Annotated in this window: 18 protein-coding genes and 1 pseudogene; 4 read left to right on the top strand and 15 right to left on the bottom strand. The window is 54.8% G+C overall.

The features are described from left to right. Positions 1-23: 23 nt before the first annotated feature. The 5 genes from FHT29_RS32285 to FHT29_RS32265 are packed head-to-tail and all read right to left on the bottom strand — an operon-like array spanning position 24 to position 6,212. Entirely contained in the window at positions 24-1,703 is a 1,680-nt protein-coding gene (locus tag FHT29_RS32285) for a hypothetical protein (RefSeq protein WP_168601013.1), read from the bottom strand. Further along, a complete protein-coding gene (locus FHT29_RS32280; RefSeq protein ID WP_168601012.1) occupies positions 1,700-2,995 on the bottom strand; it encodes a glycosyltransferase family 4 protein in 1,296 nt (431 codons plus the stop codon). Before FHT29_RS32280 ends, FHT29_RS32285 begins: the two co-directional genes overlap by 4 nt. Before the next feature lie 24 nt (positions 2,996-3,019). After that, a complete protein-coding gene (locus FHT29_RS32275; protein ID WP_168601011.1) occupies positions 3,020-4,192 on the bottom strand; it encodes a glycosyltransferase family 1 protein in 1,173 nt (390 codons plus the stop codon). A gap of 9 nt (positions 4,193-4,201) precedes the next feature. Beyond that, complete coding sequence (locus tag FHT29_RS32270; RefSeq protein ID WP_168601010.1) at positions 4,202-5,119, bottom strand: hypothetical protein; 918 nt, start codon at positions 5,117-5,119, stop codon at positions 4,202-4,204. A gap of 13 nt (positions 5,120-5,132) precedes the next feature. Beyond that, positions 5,133-6,212 (bottom strand): class I SAM-dependent methyltransferase, encoded by a 1,080-nt coding sequence (locus tag FHT29_RS32265; RefSeq protein ID WP_168601009.1) that lies wholly within the window; start codon positions 6,210-6,212, stop codon positions 5,133-5,135. Positions 6,213-6,944: 732 nt separating this feature from the next. Between FHT29_RS32265 and FHT29_RS32260 the strand changes: the two genes are divergently transcribed. Next, positions 6,945-7,616: a transglutaminase-like cysteine peptidase gene (locus FHT29_RS32260; protein WP_168601008.1), complete on the top strand. Its 672-nt coding sequence runs from the start codon at positions 6,945-6,947 to the stop codon at positions 7,614-7,616. Here FHT29_RS32260 and FHT29_RS32255 read toward each other — a convergent pair. Then, positions 7,604-7,993 carry a hypothetical protein gene (locus FHT29_RS32255; protein ID WP_348644915.1) on the bottom strand — a complete coding sequence of 130 codons (390 nt, stop codon included), beginning with the start codon at positions 7,991-7,993 and terminating at the stop codon, positions 7,604-7,606. The genes FHT29_RS32260 and FHT29_RS32255 overlap by 13 nt on opposite strands. A 146-nt stretch (positions 7,994-8,139) precedes the next feature. Here FHT29_RS32255 and FHT29_RS32250 point away from each other — a divergent pair, with 146 nt between their 5' ends. Further along, entirely contained in the window at positions 8,140-9,105 is a 966-nt protein-coding gene (locus FHT29_RS32250; RefSeq protein WP_168601007.1) for a DUF1402 family protein, read from the top strand. 115 nt (positions 9,106-9,220) lie between these two features. On the opposite strand, the gene FHT29_RS32245 is transcribed toward FHT29_RS32250, so the two are convergent. The 5 genes and pseudogenes from FHT29_RS32245 to FHT29_RS35125 form a co-directional block, all read right to left on the bottom strand. After that, complete coding sequence (locus FHT29_RS32245; protein WP_246703198.1) at positions 9,221-9,760, bottom strand: hypothetical protein; 540 nt, start codon at positions 9,758-9,760, stop codon at positions 9,221-9,223. 143 nt (positions 9,761-9,903) lie between these two features. Further along, positions 9,904-11,031 carry an ROK family transcriptional regulator gene (locus FHT29_RS32240; RefSeq protein WP_168601006.1) on the bottom strand — a complete coding sequence of 376 codons (1,128 nt, stop codon included), beginning with the start codon at positions 11,029-11,031 and terminating at the stop codon, positions 9,904-9,906. Positions 11,032-11,500: 469 nt separating this feature from the next. After that, positions 11,501-11,692, bottom strand: a complete 192-nt coding sequence (locus FHT29_RS32235; RefSeq protein ID WP_047639680.1) for a hypothetical protein — start codon at positions 11,690-11,692, stop codon at positions 11,501-11,503. Between the two features lie 38 nt (positions 11,693-11,730). Continuing rightward, positions 11,731-12,021, bottom strand: coding sequence for a hypothetical protein (locus FHT29_RS32230; RefSeq protein WP_234903897.1), 291 nt, complete (start codon positions 12,019-12,021; stop codon positions 11,731-11,733). Between the two features lie 6 nt (positions 12,022-12,027). Next, a pseudogene (locus FHT29_RS35125) lies at positions 12,028-12,144 on the bottom strand (helix-turn-helix transcriptional regulator); the annotation flags it as partial. A 350-nt stretch (positions 12,145-12,494) separates the two neighbouring features. On the opposite strand from FHT29_RS35125, the gene FHT29_RS32225 reads away from it, so the two are divergent. Next, entirely contained in the window at positions 12,495-12,704 is a 210-nt protein-coding gene (locus FHT29_RS32225) for a helix-turn-helix transcriptional regulator (RefSeq protein ID WP_168601034.1), read from the top strand. A 370-nt stretch (positions 12,705-13,074) separates the two neighbouring features. Next, on the top strand, positions 13,075-13,953 hold the full coding sequence (locus FHT29_RS32220) for a glycerophosphodiester phosphodiesterase family protein (protein WP_168601005.1): 879 nt from the start codon (positions 13,075-13,077) through the stop codon (positions 13,951-13,953). A gap of 87 nt (positions 13,954-14,040) precedes the next feature. On the opposite strand, the gene FHT29_RS32215 is transcribed toward FHT29_RS32220, so the two are convergent. From FHT29_RS32215 to FHT29_RS32200, 4 genes are all read right to left on the bottom strand, one after another. Next, on the bottom strand, positions 14,041-14,496 hold the full coding sequence (locus FHT29_RS32215; RefSeq protein ID WP_047639603.1) for an RpiB/LacA/LacB family sugar-phosphate isomerase: 456 nt from the start codon (positions 14,494-14,496) through the stop codon (positions 14,041-14,043). Between the two features lie 11 nt (positions 14,497-14,507). Next, positions 14,508-15,278: a triose-phosphate isomerase gene (locus tag FHT29_RS32210; RefSeq protein ID WP_168601004.1), complete on the bottom strand. Its 771-nt coding sequence runs from the start codon at positions 15,276-15,278 to the stop codon at positions 14,508-14,510. Continuing rightward, positions 15,275-16,051 carry a DeoR/GlpR family DNA-binding transcription regulator gene (locus FHT29_RS32205; RefSeq protein ID WP_168601003.1) on the bottom strand — a complete coding sequence of 259 codons (777 nt, stop codon included), beginning with the start codon at positions 16,049-16,051 and terminating at the stop codon, positions 15,275-15,277. Before FHT29_RS32205 ends, FHT29_RS32210 begins: the two co-directional genes overlap by 4 nt. A gap of 119 nt (positions 16,052-16,170) precedes the next feature. Next, positions 16,171-17,109 (bottom strand): sugar-binding transcriptional regulator, encoded by a 939-nt coding sequence (locus tag FHT29_RS32200; protein ID WP_168601002.1) that lies wholly within the window; start codon positions 17,107-17,109, stop codon positions 16,171-16,173. Positions 17,110-17,141 lie beyond the last annotated feature (32 nt).

Below are 17,141 nucleotides of genomic sequence, written 5' to 3'. Positions count from 1 at the left end.
CCGCTGGTGTTTGCACTTCGCGCTTATCTCATAAGGACCCGCTTTCGCAAGCGCTTCAATAAGCCGTGGAGCATGAAAATGCCATCGACGATGCGTGGATACTGCACGATTTTATTTACGAGCAACTGCTCTCGAGAGAGATGCACGGTTCCAAAAGTGGGTACCTGCACAGGTACCGACGCTGCTTTAACGTGCTGCTTCATCCAGAGATAAGCAAAGGGATAGGAAGAGCGTAAGAATTCGCCCTGGATTGCAATCTCGGCAAGTGGCCCCGCGTCGGCGGACAACTGTTTGACAGCTGTTCGCAAGTAACCACCAAGCCTCCTTAAGAAAAAGACAGGTGCGCGCGCGGCTAGCCTAAATACAAAGACCCTTTCGCTGAGCGCGCCGCCCTTATGATCGTTAAGAACGGAACGGAAGGTTCCGATTGGCATAACGAAGGAAGCCAGCGGGATGACCCCGCCGGAAACGATGTCTTCAATGGTCTCGGTCTTCCACCCCTCAATGAGCCTAGCCTCGAGCTCAGCACCCTGTCTGTTGCTTTCGAGAACTGCATAATTCATGTCGAGGACAGCGACGACATTCTCAACACCCGCGCCCAAGACATAAAATTGGCGCGCGTCCCGAACGTAATTCGGGAACAAAGACGTCGTAGCATCAAGAAAAGAAACCAGCCCAGACGTCGGCAATAGCGCCGCTATTTCGTCGCCGCATCCCATTAACACGTCTTCGGAAGATACGATCGTTGCCGGATTTGCTGACAAGATGCGAATGTCGACAAACATGCCGAAGTAGCCGCACTCCAGCTCCAAAGATTTGCGTAGCCGGTCTGAACAGACCACGACCACCCGTGATGGTTTATCAAACTGACCGCAAACGCTGAGTAATGCCTCCCGGAAGCTGCTTTCGCTCGCATCGTCGCAGCGCAAAACGAGCGTGACATCACGTAACGTTCTATGATGGAACAGGTGAGTCAGGGTAGAGTCTACCTCTTGTTTGTAGAAATCACGCGTTACGCCGGGTTCTACATCGAGCTCCACCGGGCCCATCGACGTTACAATTGTCTTGTTGCCATAGGCTCTTCCCAAGTCCCGACCAAGCGCCTTAGAACGCTCCTGCCATTCAGCGACATTACCCTGGCCGAGATGTCGAAGCGGAAGATTGATCACAAAAACGGGTAAGCTCTGGGACCAAGAGCGGATGCAAAGCAACGTGTCGTAGTGATGGAAGCCTCGATAATCCTTATTGAAGTCGAAAACGAGATCCTTGTGGATTACGAGCAGGTGACCATCGAGGTGTACTGCCGGCAATGGATGTGGGAAAGGATAAAGAATTCCATGATAATCGACCATATTTCGAACAATTTTGAAATATGGATAGCTGACGCCCGCCGGACCCAGCAGTCCCCACGTCAAACCCGCCTCTTCGATCAGGGCAATCTGTTCGATCAACCGATACAGAAAGTCCTCTGCGAAATAGATATCGGCATGCATAATAAGCAGATGCTTGCCTGGATGGCGCTCCCTCACCTGCTCCAAATATGTGAAGTAGTCGAGCTGAGAATTGTGGTTGACGACGAGATCGACTGTGATCGCGCTTCTTACTCGCCACTGCTCTAGGCACTCTAGTGTCGCCGCCGTTGCTTGATGGTGCTCTCCAACAAGAATGGAAAGCACGAAATCATCGAGTGATATGGATATCAAAAGCTACTCCCGAATCTAAGAAATCGCCGCAGGCGGACGCGGAGCGAAAGAGCAGCTCTTTTCAAGAAAAACAAAAATCCATGACGATTATAAGTGTCTCTCAGCAAAAATGAGAAGGTCCCGCGCCCACGTAGATCAATGGCCGGTTGGTTTGTCCCACTATTCTTATCAGAATAAGCCGCAGCGCGCAGTGCAGTCTCCAGCTCAACAGCACTCTTTTTCCAGGGAAAACCCGCTGCAAAGGCCTGTGCGCGTGACGCCAACCGCTGTCGCAAGTTCTCGTCGTTACCAAGCAACAATAACTTCTCCAGCAGGTCTTCAGCACTATCAACGAGGATACCCGTCTCGTTGTCGCAAACGACCTCGGTATGGGGACCATGCTTGTATGCCATCACGGGCGTGCCCTGATACTGAGCCTCGAGCAGGGGCAAATTCAACCCTTCCCAATGTGACGTACTGACGAAAATGTCACTGCCAGCAAATGCCGCCCCCATGCGACTAGCCGGTAGATTGAGACAAGGCTCGATGCCGCGGGAACGCAGCAGTTTCGCCTCGTCATCTCCTCCTCTGCCAACAACGACAAATCGAAGCGTCGGCTGTCGAGATCTTGCGCGAGCGGCAAGCTCAAGAAATTCAGAGAATCCCTTATATGGCTGTTCGTCATTTTTGGCCTGAACACGCCCAACCCAGAGAACTAAGACACTATCAGCCTCGAGTTTCAGATCTTCACGGAACTTGCGAGCTTGTTCAGGCGTCGCCTTTTCGTAGTGATCACACCCGAGATACACGACCTCTGACAAGCCGCGCAGTCTTTCCGGCAACCAGTCCTGGATGCTGCGGGAAATGCATAGGATTTTGTCCTGAGCACGAAGTTTAGGAAATACGTTCTGGAAACGATATGAGACGGAAGCGTCAAGATTGCGGCCAATTTCCAGTCCAAAAAAACGGCCCGGTGGAGTTCCGTATTCGATAGCCACCACAGGCGCGCGCAATAGTGGCATGACGTCATAGAATGGCGATGTATTGACGACCCAGACGTCGTTGTCCGATTGGTTGAAATAGTCCGCTAAGGTCACCGTGTTGCGAGACGCAGAGCTGGTCATGACAAGTTCTTTTTTAGCCGATAGGTCGACCACCTTATAAGGTCGGCGAACGGAACTATCGAGCCGCTGACAAAAGACGCTTACGTCATAGCCTTTTTTGGCAAGAAGGCACGCATACTCGTGCACTACGAGATCGACACCGTAGCCCAAAAGCAATCTTTCTGTCAGGAAACCAATCTTCAAGGCCATCTGTAAACACCTCTCTTGTAGGACTTACAAGGCCTGAGCATATACTTGCATCAAGCGATCAAGATGATGGTCCCACGAGAAATTCCTGCTTCGGATCAAACCATCAGCCCTCATCTTGTCGGCATTTGCGGGACTATGCACGATCGCTTCAATCGCCTTCGCCGTTCCTTCAACGTCAGATGGCGAGACTAGAGCTCCCGCATCTCCAATAACCTCCGGCATAGATGACGTATCAGAGCAAATCACAGGACATCCCGATTTCATGGCTTCCAAAATAGGCAGACCAAATCCTTCATAAAGGGAAAGATATAGAAAGCAGTCGGCATGATGGTATAAGGACGGCAAGTCCGCCAGATCAGCAAAACCGGTAAAAATCACGCGGTCCGCAAACCCACATTTTGCAAGATAATCTTTCAGATCGTCGTTTTTCCAACCCCACATGCCTGTGCAGACCAAAACATATGGCTCTCTAGGATTGGCACGAACGAACGCCCCAAACGCATCCAGGACCTGCTGGAAGTTCTTTCGTGGTTCAATTGTCGATACGGACAATAAGTAGCGATGACCTGGCGGAATGCCGAACTTCGTAAGAAACGGCTCGCGATCAGAGAATACACCCCGATCGAATATCGGATCAGCATCGATATAGTTCACGCTCACTTTGTCTGGACTTACATCGGCATGATTCAAAAGATCATTTCTTGTTGCTGCGGAAATGCAAAATATATGATCGAAGTCCGCCAAACGCTTCATTTTCATGCGTTCTTTTGTGATATTCAGTTCCTCATGAAATTGAGGAAATAAGGTCGTCGTTAAGTCGAAGTAAGTAATCGCATTGAATCTCGTCTTTGACGGAGGTTCGAAAAACCAATCAATGCAATGATAAACATCAGAATGCTCTGTCGCCTTGGCGATTGCCGAACCGACGCCGGGCATATAATTTCGAAAGGAATTTCCGGCCCACTTACGTCTGATTTTCTCAATGAACGTTTCTTTATTCCCCTCCAAGATGGCAACGACGTCGCCGCGTTGCAGAAACGCTGCAATCTCTGGGTCCGTGACATTACGATCCCCTATGAGAATCCTGAAATCTTCAGGAGCAAGGTGTTCACGATAGCCGCGAGCAACAGCATAACTATAATTTACTATGCCGGTGCGTGGAAATCTGAGGGCATAGCCGTCAAACGAGATTTTCAATGGCGTACCTCAGATCAGATTGGGTCTCATGTCGGAATATAGGCCAAAATCAAGGATATCAATTCTCGGATGGCTTTTGGCAAAACGCTCTATTCTTGGCTTGATGGCCTCGAGTTGGGCAAGTGCGGCTTCCTTCGTATGACGCGCAATCCACTGATTATCCCAGAACAATTTCATCTTGGCTTCATGTACCGCTTCGTTCGCCGAAAAATACTTCCACGTGAGGATCAGATGGCTCAATGCCATGTTGAATTCATGAGTGGCCACCGAATGAGAATTGTAGCGTGCCTCGAAGATCCCACGCGTCATGTGCGCAACAACGGCATCGTGGCGATAGAGACACAATCCCCCATCCAGCCAGGCCCGCCAGCTAAGATCGACATCCTCGCAATAGAGGTAGATCGCCTCATCAAAGCCCTTGGCGCGCTCAAAAAAAGCAGCCGAGATCAATATACAGGCTCCGCTACACCAATTGACCTCCAGCGTCTCGCGGTCAAAGGCCCTTGGCGGATTCTCAATTGGAAACTGTCGGGCTTCGACGATATTTGCGCGACCAGCGCTACTGATGAAGGTCGAATATAGCTTATCGAGCACATCGGGCATGAGGATCATGTCCGGATTCATGGTTATGAATGCGTCAAAGGGCTCGACCAGCTTCTTCGTGTACTCTTTCCAAATCAAATTCTGCTTTTCGCCATAGCCGCAATTTCTGTCTATGCTGATCACATTCGCTATAAAATGATCGCTTGAGAGCGCCTTGACTCGCGCAATCGTAGCTGGCTGCACCGGCTCATATACGACGATATTGGCGGTAAGTTTGTATTGCTTGCCAACTCCATTTTGCTGGCGCAGAGCAAGAACGCAATCCTCGATGTAACGCTCGAACTCTATCGCATTCGATAATATTTGAACTGGAATATGAATCACGTCATAACAACCTTTAGCGGGGCACCTGTCGAAGCTTTACGCGCAGCCATTCGAAAAATGTCCGCGGGCGCTTGCACTCTTCTATTCCAGCTGCAAGCGCAGCCAGTCTCTCTAATATTTCGGCATGTTGTATTGTGGTGCTCTGCCTAACCTTATCTTCCATACCGCCAAGGCGTGCCACCATTTGGCTTTCGATAGCACCAAGACGCTCCACAATTTGCGCCCGCTCAAATTTTGAAGCATCCAAGTGTAAAAGTACGCCGGCAAGAATACCAAAAACGTGCTTATTGCTTATCAAATCGAGATCAGAATAAGGGTTGCCGTGCTGATCGTTTCGCAAAGCATCGCTCAGATTGAAACGCGCGTTATCTGCAACGGAAAACTGGTTTCCACTCACAAAGCGTTTCCCAAGCGTAACTGACGAGGCAGCCTTCTTTCGGACAATGCTCATAGAATTGAAAAATTCGACAGAAGATATCTTTGCAAGCTCGTCTTCAGCAATCTCGAGACTATAATGATGCAGCATATCCTGCACAAGACGGGTCCTTGGCTGTGAGATACCCCAATGTTCGAAATTAATAATATCGGTAAGAAGCTTGAAAAAGCTCATCGATGAGAACGGATGAGCAAGTCCACCTTCATACTCAAACCAATAGCTACAATGTAGATCTTCGGCGACAAATAGACCGCCTTCACGCAACTTTGGGAAATAGTGGCTGAACGCGGCAACTATGTCTTTCGAGGTGTGTGACCCATCATCGATTATGATATCGAACTCCGCTGAGATGGAGTCTATGCGTGCAGCCGTCTCGGCGTTGGAAGCGTCACCGACAACGACCGATATGCGAGGATCACTGAACGCGAGCTCCCCAGATTTCGGATCGATATCACATCCCACAATCTGCGTCGCATTCGGGAAATACGCAGCCAAAACCTCTGTAAAACCGCCATTTTGAATCCCGATCTCCAAAATTGAAATTGGTCGATCGCGAAACGACGCGAACAGATTCTCGTAAACATCCAGGTAAAGAGCCCATTTGTCCGAAGACTTTTCGCCGTTGGAGAAAATATGTTGTAGTGATTCGTTTTTCATCTATTACAACCATAAAGAGTACATTTTGGTGCGGCTTTTTTCATCACAAGCACACTTTACTGAAACGGCGTCTCCATGCACTCACCTTCAAAAGATTACGCAACATCGCGCGACAAGACCATTTGCGACCATAACCAAATATTCCTCGTTGGGAAGCATGGAAGGTTCATTTCGGACACGGCCTTAGACGCGAGCTCATGCCTATCCTATATTGTACCGGCGAACTGAAGTTATCTGCAAACGCCGCTTTCACTGTGGATAAGAATCCCCGTCGTGTAAGATACCGGCTCAAATTTAGAGCCCATGCGATCGCAGCATACACGCATCGGCCTTTCAGGAAATAAATATGGCACTTTGAATTGGGCGTACCTTCGAGGGTTTAACAACTTGAAATATGTCTCCACCATGTCGGAAATGTGAATTTCTCCCGGCCGCGCAGCGGTTCGCAGGATTGGCATGTGGGGTAGAGATCTGCCAACCTCGGTCGGTGCTGAATGGCAACGGTTTGGTCCCTCCGACTGACTGCTTAAGCAACTAGGAACATAACTCTAGGGCGCGTCGGATCTCATGTCCCTCTCCGCGAGGGCTCACAATATTGCAACCGCGTCGCTCCAACCCAAGCATACGACAGCCAAGATCGCAAAAAACGCAGCTTTGCTAAAATGCGAATAATCTTCTTCTGAATAAATTTGACTGCATCGGATTTCATGAACCGCATTCATGGAGCCGAATATGCGTTCATTCCTCGTCGCTGCCAGCTTTCTCTTCGTGGCCGGCCTGCTATTTTCGACGGCAACCACCGCGAAATCCGTCGCGAATGCGGCCACAGAGGCGCATCAGTTTGCCCGAATCATTACCGACGCCAGTGCACCCGTCGGCTGGACCGGCTTCTGCGCGGCGCAGCCGGCGGAATGCGTGCCCGGCCAGAAGAGCGAAGAATTTATCACGATCAACCAGGAGCGTCGGGCGCAACTGCGACAGATCAACGGCCTGATCAATCACGAAATCCAGGGCATCGGCGACAACGATCATTACGGAATCTACAAACTCGGCATCATCAACTGGTGGACCTACCCAGACGATGGCGCCGGCAATTGCAACGACTATGTCCTTCTGAAAAAGAAGCTGCTTGTGGAGGCCGGCTGGTCGCGCTCGGCGCTACTATTGACCGTCGTCCTCGACACGCACAATGAGGGACATCTCGTGCTAATGGCCCGGACGAATAATGGCGATCTGATCCTGGACAATCTCACCGACTCCATCAAAACCTGGGACGGAACCGGCTATACGTTCATCAAGCGCCAATCCGCCGCCAATCCGAACAGCTGGGTCCGGCTGGAATCGGGCCGCACGCCCGAAGAACTCGCCATGATCAGCAAGGCGCTGACGACTCATTCGCAGTGACTTTCGGACCAATAGGTGTCAACAAGGCTTTTGCCGTCCTGATCCAATATGGCGAAATCGCCGGGTATGATGACAAAAAAACGCTCCGCTTCCGGAGTGCTTTCCCCTCCCGCGTCGGAAGTGCCATCAACGCGGCCGCAGACGACGAAACCGGGCATTTTCGAACTCGGCTTGGCGGCCAAGATGTGAATGGCGGAAGCCGGCGCGTCGATGCGTCTCGCGACCGCGGCCTTCGCAAGAGCCGGAACATCGGCCATCGTCGGCACCGCCTCGCCTGGCGCCGCCGCGAGCAAGATACCTCCGGCCATTAAAAGATGTTTCACCGGCATCCTCTCCAATAACCACCGCGGCGGGTTTACAGCGCGCTCCAGCAGCACTGCTACGCGCCTCTGCAGCGGGAAGCTGATCTACGGAAAGTTTATTGTGATTCGGCGGGTGGAAGAAGCACGTGTCCTTGCCTTCGCGAGCCGATCGAATATGAAGATCATCCCGGTGCTGGGGACTATTTTGAAAGCCATTGCGAATGCGAACAAGCCTGTCGAAAATCCCTGCGCTTAGCCTTCTTGTCATTCTGACGCTGACAAGCGCCTGCCTCGGGCACGAATTGGTCCGGGTGCCCCCAGGCAATCGCAACAGCGTACAGCCGCCGATACCCAACACATCGGCGTTGCGAGCGAAGGCTTTCGATACGACCTACGAAGAGAAGTACCAAAAGATCGTCGGCGTGCTTCGCGAGGATAAAGAGCTGATGGCCTCGATCAAGAAGGCCGCGCAAACCTATCAGATCGACCCCATCCACATCGTCGGCGCGCTGGTCGGCGAACACACGTACAACATCACGATCGTCAACAGGGTGAAGTCCTATTACGTCAAGGCCCTCGCCTATTCCCAGGCCGACTTCAAGTTCAGCTACAAGGACGTAAGCGTCCAGTCCTTTGTGAAAAAGCCGGAATTCGCCCATTGCGATGCCTTCACCGGCAGCGCCGAATTGTGGGAATGCCGCGACGAGACCTGGGACAAGAGCTTCCGCGGTAGGGTCATCGACGGCGTCACCTATGACAACATGACGTTCCAGCGTGCTTTCTTCCAGCCCTTCTTTGCGGGTCAGACCTTTGGTCTCGGACAGATCAGTCCGCTGACCGCACTCGAAGTCACCGACCTCGTGCACGCGACCAGTGGCTTGCCGAAACTATCCGCCGACGATCCGCAGGCAATCTATCGCGACATCATGGATCCCGAGCGCAGCGTCGTCTACATCGCAGCGATCGTCAGGGATGCCATAGACGCCTACCGTGACGAGGGCTTCGACATCACGGACAATCCCGGGCTGACGGCCACGCTTTATAACGTCGGTCAGCCGCGGCGCCGGGCGCTGGCCTTGCGGCAGGCGGCAGACGCTCCCGGCGGCAAGAAGCTGCCGGCGGAGAATTACTACGGCTGGCTGGTCAATGACCGGCTATCGGAGTTGCGTGCATTGCTGGGACAGTAGAGGCAAACGCAGGCTGCCCGCATTTACCGCTGGCTAACGTCGCGTGGTTTAAGCCATCAGGCTGACGCGGCTCGTCATTATCTTGTTCTCGGCCCACGAGCGCTCATTTTGCCAGTCACGCCGCCTCCCTCCTTCCCAGCTTAAACCGCATAATTTCGCATCCCGTTCGGATACAGTTTGCGAGTGCATGATAGATGCCGAGGAAGCCGGTGCTCGGAATGACCTTGCGCGTTCGGGATTGGGCAAGCCCGAGCCCCATGGAAGCGCCAACATGGAATGGCGGCGTGATACGGATCTCCTTGGCGGTAATACCCGTGCGCTTGATCGTTTGCATCGCCCAATCGGCCCCTCCACCGTCAAGCGTTGCAGGATGTTGGGCCAAGGATGAAATTTGCGGGTGATCTCGGGATGATAGGTGAGCATCATCACTTTTGTGGACTTGAGCACCGCATTCTCCAGAAGGGCCGGATTGGCCAGACGCTGATGCAGCGCCGTGCTCGATGCGGCCAGCATGAGCATGTCCGTGCGCGGGCCGCATGTCGTCAGCGAGACTCGGCTCGTTGAAACGCATCATAAACTGCGCGTTCTCCACGACTGCCGAAAGATCACTTTCCAGTTTTCCGTTACCAACAAGAACTGCGGTCTTGCGTGTCAATTGTGATCGTCCAGCAAAATCCGGCTGCGCCGAGTACCGAGGCTATAGCTTCAAGCGGTTGGCTACGGCCGTCTCCCCTCAGCACTTCAGCAGGGTGCCAAAGCCAGATTGCCCGGCAAAGTATGAGCCAATCGAGGCGCGCGCTACAGGAAATAGCGGAATTTCAACGGCAGGAGTGCCGCTCCAATGGCGGCAGCATCCCCTTTCGTTTCACTGAGGATTAACTGCGCCTCGCCAGGGGCGACTCCGTAGCGATGACGACGTTCGGAGGGCATGCTCACGCGGGAAATCATCATCCGCCCGAGCTCCGGTGGCAATTGTCCGCCGAAGACGATAGCTTGCGGATCGAGCACGCCAATCAACGTCGCGATCAATCGATCGAGGGTCGGCATGGTATCGGCGAGCCAGCTTTCCACGCCCGGCCAGGTCGGATCGAAGTTTTGCCGCAGCTCTTCGATGGAGCTTATCTCGATACCATTCTTCCGCAAGCTGTTGATCAGGTACTGCAGGGCCGGTCGTCGTGGCGCCCCTTCGGACGTGTAGATGGCACTGAGTTCTCCGGCATTACCGTGAAAGCCGAGATAGGGCTTACCCTCCAACACAAGACCGCCGCCAAATCCGTAATTGAAGGAGAGGTAGGCGAAGGTGGAGCACCACAGTCCGACCCCGCGCAAGCTTTCGCCGATAGCGCCTGTCGTGGCATTGTTCTCCAGCCAAGCGGGCAGCTCGAAGACCCCTTCCAATTCGGGTCGCAGGTCGATCAGCGACCAGTCCCTTAAGGGTTCCGGAGCGTTGAAAGCGCGATTGTCCGAAACGAAGAAGCCTGACATGGCAAAGCCAAGCCCGATAAGACGATCACGCGATACGGCATGCTCCTTCAGAAGGGACTGAAGTGTTTGCGACAGTGCTGCAAGCGTTACCCGGCGATCGCTCGGAACCATCTCCAACGTCTGCTGTGCGATGATGTTGCAGCCAAAGTCGGCGAGAGATAGGGTTACGGCGTCGGTGTTGACGGAAATGCCGACGGAATAGGCCGCCTCCTTCACCAGCTTGATCGTCGGGCTTGGCTGACCGCGCGTGCCCCTGAGCGGTGCCGCCGCGCGGAGCAAGCCGCCTGCTATCAGCATCTCGACCAAGCGATGCACGGATTGCTGAGTCAGATTGGTGTGCGCGGTGATCATCGCGCGCGCGATCGGCTCGTGCCGACGAACGATATCGAGGATGAGGCGTTCGTTCTCGCTCGCCAACGGAGATTTCTCAAACGCGGCCATGAATTCAATCCCGATCCCGCCTTAGGTCGTGTGGACAGTTACCTGATCCATAGGACGATTGCTGCGATAGTCACAACAACCTAGTAGTTTTTGGCTGCTTTCTCGAAGCGTGAACGCTTCAAAACAGATCTCTCGAGACGATCCATTACCTCGGCCTCGAATGGTTTGGAACCTGCTTGCAATACTATTCAGCTGCCATCGCGTGCTCGTGTCTACTGACCATTCCAGGAAGGCAGATCCAGGCAAAACGCATGAAATCGACAGCGCTGCTAGGTATAGCTGCTTTGCTCGTGCAAACATCCTGCACGTCTACCGATTCCATCGGCGATTTGCTTGCGACAAGGGTGGAGCTTGGAATCCGGCGTTCTCTTGCAGCAGTTGTAAAGCCTAGGGGAATGCAGAAGTCGCATTGATGCGCGATGTCCGTGACATGTCTAGTGAACGAGAGCGGCAGCGGGCGTCCTGATCTCTAGGCCCAGCCGACATGCTTCTGTTGTATCAGTTTGAGAAACAGGCCGAACCAAAATTGGTACTCGGGGTCGTTACGATCGCCCCAGGTCTCAAACGCACAATAGGCAACCGACGTGGTTTCATCTTCGCCATGCCGGTCGACTGCAACCTCGATCGCTTCGGCTTCGGTCAGGATGTACCAATCCTCAATCACGATGTAGTCCGTGCTCATGTTTTGCTTCCTCACTGTCAATCGATCGTTTCCGCGTCGGCAACGTCTCGCGGCTTTGTCGCGTCATCGTCATCGCCAGCCGCGAGCTTGATTAGGGCAAGGGTGCGGGTTCTGAGCTGCGGAGGAAGACGCAGAATCTCCTCCCCAAAGCGGCGGCCTCCGCTCGACGCGAGGTAAGCGATACGCTCGCCTATCTCAGGCAAGCAGCAATCCGACCATGCCGACCCAACTTGCGGCAGAGCCACGAAAAAGCGTGCAATCGGAATATTCAGGCAGTTGGCGACCTTGTAGAGGAATGAGGCACTCATGATATTCTTGCCGCTCTTATATTTCTGGATTTGCTGATAGCTCAAGCCGAACTTTTGGCCAAACTCGGTCTGTGACCGGTTCGAATGGATCCGGATGATCCGAAGTTGCTCGTCGACTGGCACTCGATCAGGCGGATCGATTGTGCGTTTGGAACGCCAACCCTGCCTGGGAAGGATCGGCGTTGCACATCTTCTATCGGTGTTGCTATCACGCGATCATGCATTGCCGGGCGTCTCCGCGTTGCTCATTATCTCCCAGCGAACCCCGCTTTCATCGGCATATACCAGTCCCCGGGCGGGTTTCTCTGTAGTCTTAACGGAATAGGTCAGGTGGAGGAGTTTCATCAGCTCCCGTCCCGGCATCATTTTTCTGTAAACCCAACTCTGGCAACGTCGCAGCTAGGCGTACTGATGATACGATTGTAGAGAATACTCCGTGGATGAATACTCTACAAGTGTTTTCTCTCGTACCCATGGACATACGGGAGACGTTTGCGAAAAACCTGAGAAAGCTGCGGCAAGCAAAGAAGATGTCGCAGGAAGAATTGGCGCATCGAGCTGACCTTGATCGAACCTATATCAGTTCCTTGGAACGCTGCGTCTATAGCCCTAGCATCGAAGTCCTGGACCGTCTGGCGAAGGCACTGGGCATTGAAATCACAGACCTATTGCAGAAACACTGAGTTGGCGTGGCTCGCGGATTCTTCCCAGTTGGCTAGTATGTACGCCCGATGTGCAGAAACTGGTTGCGGGGGCCGGATTTGAACTGGCGACCGTCGATTTTGCTTGGAAAATTCATGGTGTTATCTCTATCGGTGATAAGCAGCACCCTGAGCAATGTGCCTTACTACGATCTTGCCACCTTCCCAGCTCGCCCCCTTTTTCTATTCGACTCGTCACAAATAATACACTGTATGTGTATTATTGAATGACTGCGCCGTCATGTCCAAAGGGCATCCAGTCGACGTCAGAGCCATTCGCGTTTGCATTCTTCGGACACATCAAGGCATGCATTGCGTCACAAGAACCATCCAGCCCACGAAAGTCATCCTCATGCCCCGCCAGAACGCCGCCTCGCCGTGGCCCTCGTCCCGCCCAGACGATATTTACGAGCTTCTGTCGCGTGCCAACGCAGACGTTCTTACCATTGCGCATCGTGGATTGTGGTCGGAAGCGCCGGAAAACTCCCTGGCGGCAATCCGCGCTGCCGCGGAGCTGGGCGTCGAATTTGTCGAAATCGATACCCAGGCAACCGCGGACGGCACGCTTGTCGTCATCCACGACAAAACGCTTGACCGCACCACATCCGGTAAGGGTATCGTCGGCGCAACCGACTTCGCGACGGTGCGCGATGCACGCCTTCGCGCAGGCGCAGGCGGCGAGACGGCGCCGCTGACCGACGAGCGCATGCCGACACTGGAGGAAGCGATCGAGGAGGCGCGTGGGCGCGTCTTCGTCAATATCGACACGAAATTTCCACGCGAACTCCCGCTGGTGATTGCAACGGTCCGGCGGCTAAGTGCAGAAGGTCACGTGATCATCAAATCCGATGTCGAGCCGGAGACCGGCAACTTCCCGGTGCTCGATGCCGATTGGTTCGGCTCCATCCCATATATGCCGATGTTCCGCGCCCGGCCCGGCAAGTTCGCCGAGGATCTTCAGCTGATCGAGCCGCTGCGCGTGCCGATGGTCGAGGTGAAATTCGCCAATATCGCCGATCTTGCGGCTGGCCGCGAGGAATTGGAGCGTCAAAACATCCGGCTGTGGGTCAACACACTCGACGTCGCCCACAATCTCGATTTCAACGACAGCCGCGCCGTCAAGGATCCGCAAAGTGTATGGGGCGCGCTTGTTGAGGCCGGCGTCGGCGCCATCCAGACGGATACCAATGTCGAGTTCAAGCAATGGCTGGCAGGCCGCCGCGCCAGATAAACGCCCGGTCACCTTGCCGCCAGATACAGACAAGCCCGGCCGATCGACAGGGATTAGCCGGGCTTGCCGCGTCTTGGGAGACAGGCCTTAGCGAGCGTTGTACTTCGCGTCGACCTCGTTGATGGCATTGACGTTTCCGGCTGACCGTCCCTTCTCGTCGAAGGTCTGGGCCAGGAAGGCGTCGGCGATGGCCTTGGCCAGTTCAGTGCCGATGACGCGGGCGCCCATGGTGATGATCTGGGCGTTGTTCGACAGTGCGGCACGTTCCGCCGAATAGGTATCGTGGGTCAGGGCCGCGCGGATGCCCGGCACCTTGTTGGCGGAAATGCTGACGCCGATGCCGGTGCCGCAGACGAGGATTGCCTTGTCGTAGGTGCCGTCGATGACGCCGGAAGCGACGCGGTCGGCGAGATTGGCATAGAAGTCATCCGGGCCGTCCTGCGTGCGCGACACTTCGCTCACCTCATAACGGTCCTTCAGATGATCGGCGAGAACCTTGGCCAGGCCCTCGCCCGCGCTATCTCCAGCAATTGCAAGCTTCATTGTATGTCTCCTCAGAGTTTGGCGGCGCACTTGGCGAGGATGTCGAGATAGCCTTCGACGTTCCAGGCGGAGCGCCCGATGAAAAGCCCGTCTACGTTCGGGCAGGATATGAGTTCTTCACAATTTTGCGGATTGACCGATCCGCCGTAGAGGCATGGAATTTTTCGACCGAGCACGTTTTGCGCGACGGCGATAATCTCGGCCTGGCGTGCGTCGGCATAGGAAGGTTCGGCGGGAATTCCCCTTTCGCCGATCGCCCAGACTGGTTCATAGGCCAGCAGGATCTGCGCCTGCTTCTGCGAGGCTGCAAGCTTCGAAAGCGCGCCGACCACTTGCTCGCTCAAGATCTCCGTCGCGCGTCCGCTTTCGCGATCGCTCAGCGTCTCGCCGATGCAGATGAGCGGGATCAGCCCATGGCGGACGGCCGCCTCGGTCTTCAAGCCCACGGTTTCATTGGTTTCGCCGAAATGCTCGCGGCGCTCGGAATGGCCGAGCTCGACGACGTCGAGATTGCAATCCCTTAGCATCAGCGGCGAGATTTCCCCTGTCCAGGCGCCCTGGTCGGCCCAATGCATGTTCTGGGCGCCGACCTTGACGGAACTGTCAGACAGGATTGCCTTGACCTCACGCACGGTGATGAACGGCGGGATGACGAAGCGCTGGATGCGCGGATCTCTCGGCGCGTCGGCGGCACGCAAGGCTTCGGCAAAGGCGCGCGCCTCCGCCAGCGTCTTGTTCATTTTCCAGCTCGTGCCGATCCAATAGCGAGGCGTATCTGTCATGTCATATCCTGGGTAGAAGCAATGGTGAGGGTGATGCCGTCTCGGCGGAACTGCTCGAGAATCGCGGCATCGGGAGCGCGATCGGTGATCACGGCGTCGAAATCGGCAAGATCGGCCATCACGTGCAGAGCCGTATGCCCCATGCGCTGATGGCTGACGAGCAGGCAGGTCTTGGCGGCCGAAGCGATCATGGCCCGTTTCGTGCGCACGACATTATCGTCCATGTGGTAGGCAAGCCTGCCTGATATGGCAGGTGTCGATAGGAACGCGATGTCGGCTCTCAGCCGCGACAGCGCCTCCTCGGTGACAACGCCCAGAAAGGCATTGAATTTCGCGGAATAGATGCCGCCTAGCGCGATCAGCGTGATGCCGCTTTCGCTTTTCAGGCGGTCTATGATCGCAGCATTGTTGGTGATCAGCGTCAATGGCCGCTTCTGCAGCAGCATCTCGCCGAGGACGGCCGCCATCGATCCGTCATTGACCATAACGGTCATTCCGGGCTCGACCAGAGCGAGCGCGCAGCGCGCCATGCTGAGCTTTTCTTCGTGCCCCTGGCGCTCGCGGAAACGGAAATCGCTTTCGAACTGGGTGCCGGCATCGATCGTCGCACCGCCGCGAACCTTGCGCAGCACGCCTGACTGCTCGAGATCATCGAGATCGCGATGAATGGTCATCTTAGACACGGTGAAGCGATCAGCCAGATCGTCGAGATCGACGGTCTTCTGCTCGACGAGCAGATTGATGATCGATTGCTGGCGCTCTTCCCGCTTCACCTTGCACTCCAGCTTTCACTCGGATGGAACCAAATAGAATATAACACAAAAATCTAACAATTCAACATTTTTTCTGTTATGTTGATGCGGTCTTGTGTTTCGCTCGACGTGAGCCAGGGCTAATCCTTCAATAGCGCCTGTGCTGTCCTCTCATCGGTGATCAGACCGAATAGACAGCGGCTCTTCAGAACTGCCCGAATGGCCTCGACTTTGGGCAGGCCGCCCGAAAGCGCCACCAGCCGCTCTTTCTTCGAACGCGGCAGCGATGCCGACAGCGTGCGCGCCGTCAACGTCGTCTCGAGAATATTGCCGTCCGCATCGAAGAAATGACCGAGAATTTCGCCGACACCGCCGGCAGCCGTGACCTCCTTGATCTCGTGCGGCTCCACCATGCCCGAGAGCACGAGTTGTGCATTGGTATCGACCGTGCCCAAGCCGACGAGCTTCAGCTCGGCGCCGTTTGCCAGGTCGAACACTTCCTTGACGCCGCGCTGGGCCAACAGCACATCCCGATCCTCGCGCGTGTTGGCGAAAAACGGCACCGGTATCACATGTGCCTGCATGCCGGTCTTTTCGGCGATGCGATGCATCACGTCATAGGGGTTGGCGGCATAGTTTCTGGTCAATCCACCGAGCAACGAGACGAAGCGCAGATCCTTGGCGCTGACGCGAGACATGTGGTGAACCGCGGACGAGAGCGTGCGCCCATGGCCGAGGCCAATGACCTTGTTGTTGCCGCTCTCGATTTCACGTCGCAGGAAGCCGGCGCCGGCCTGGCCCAGAGCGCGGAAGGCGAACCCCTCCTCGCCGAGATCGGGGGTAACCTCGCAATATTGCAGATCAAAACGTGCAGCGATCTTCGTTTCAAGCTCGACACATTCGACGATATCGCCATCGATCGTTACTTTGACTACGCCATCGGCAACCGCCCGCGCGATCAGTCGATGCGCCTTGACCGAGGGCACGCCAAGACGCTTGGCCACCTCGGACTGCGTCAATCCTCCGGCATAGTGCAGCCAGGCCGCCCGCACGGCCAGCGAAGCATCTGCATCGGTCATCGGCCGCTCCACCCTACTTCATCACGCATATA

Source organism: Rhizobium sp. SG741 (assembly GCF_012275435.1).
GTDB lineage: Bacteria > Pseudomonadota > Alphaproteobacteria > Rhizobiales > Rhizobiaceae > Rhizobium > Rhizobium lusitanum.
This window is presented reverse-complemented; position numbering and strand designations above follow the sequence as displayed.

Bases quoted from the DNA above. Each gene is read 5' to 3' on its own strand.
- FHT29_RS32280 (WP_168601012.1), bottom strand. From the start codon at position 2,995: ATGGCCTTGAAGATTGGTTTCCTGACAGAAAGATTGCTTTTGGGCTAC.
- FHT29_RS32265 (WP_168601009.1), bottom strand. From the start codon at position 6,212: ATGAAAAACGAATCACTACAACATATTTTCTCCAACGGCGAAAAGTCT.
- FHT29_RS32260 (WP_168601008.1), top strand. From the start codon at position 6,945: ATGCGTTCATTCCTCGTCGCTGCCAGCTTTCTCTTCGTGGCCGGCCTG.
- FHT29_RS32250 (WP_168601007.1), top strand. From the start codon at position 8,140: ATGCGAACAAGCCTGTCGAAAATCCCTGCGCTTAGCCTTCTTGTCATT.
- FHT29_RS32240 (WP_168601006.1), bottom strand. From the start codon at position 11,031: ATGGCCGCGTTTGAGAAATCTCCGTTGGCGAGCGAGAACGAACGCCTC.
- FHT29_RS32230 (WP_234903897.1), bottom strand. From the start codon at position 12,021: ATGAGTGCCTCATTCCTCTACAAGGTCGCCAACTGCCTGAATATTCCG.
- FHT29_RS32225 (WP_168601034.1), top strand. From the start codon at position 12,495: ATGGACATACGGGAGACGTTTGCGAAAAACCTGAGAAAGCTGCGGCAA.
- FHT29_RS32220 (WP_168601005.1), top strand. From the start codon at position 13,075: ATGCCCCGCCAGAACGCCGCCTCGCCGTGGCCCTCGTCCCGCCCAGAC.
- FHT29_RS32215 (WP_047639603.1), bottom strand. From the start codon at position 14,496: ATGAAGCTTGCAATTGCTGGAGATAGCGCGGGCGAGGGCCTGGCCAAG.
- FHT29_RS32210 (WP_168601004.1), bottom strand. From the start codon at position 15,278: ATGACAGATACGCCTCGCTATTGGATCGGCACGAGCTGGAAAATGAAC.
- FHT29_RS32200 (WP_168601002.1), bottom strand. From the start codon at position 17,109: ATGACCGATGCAGATGCTTCGCTGGCCGTGCGGGCGGCCTGGCTGCAC.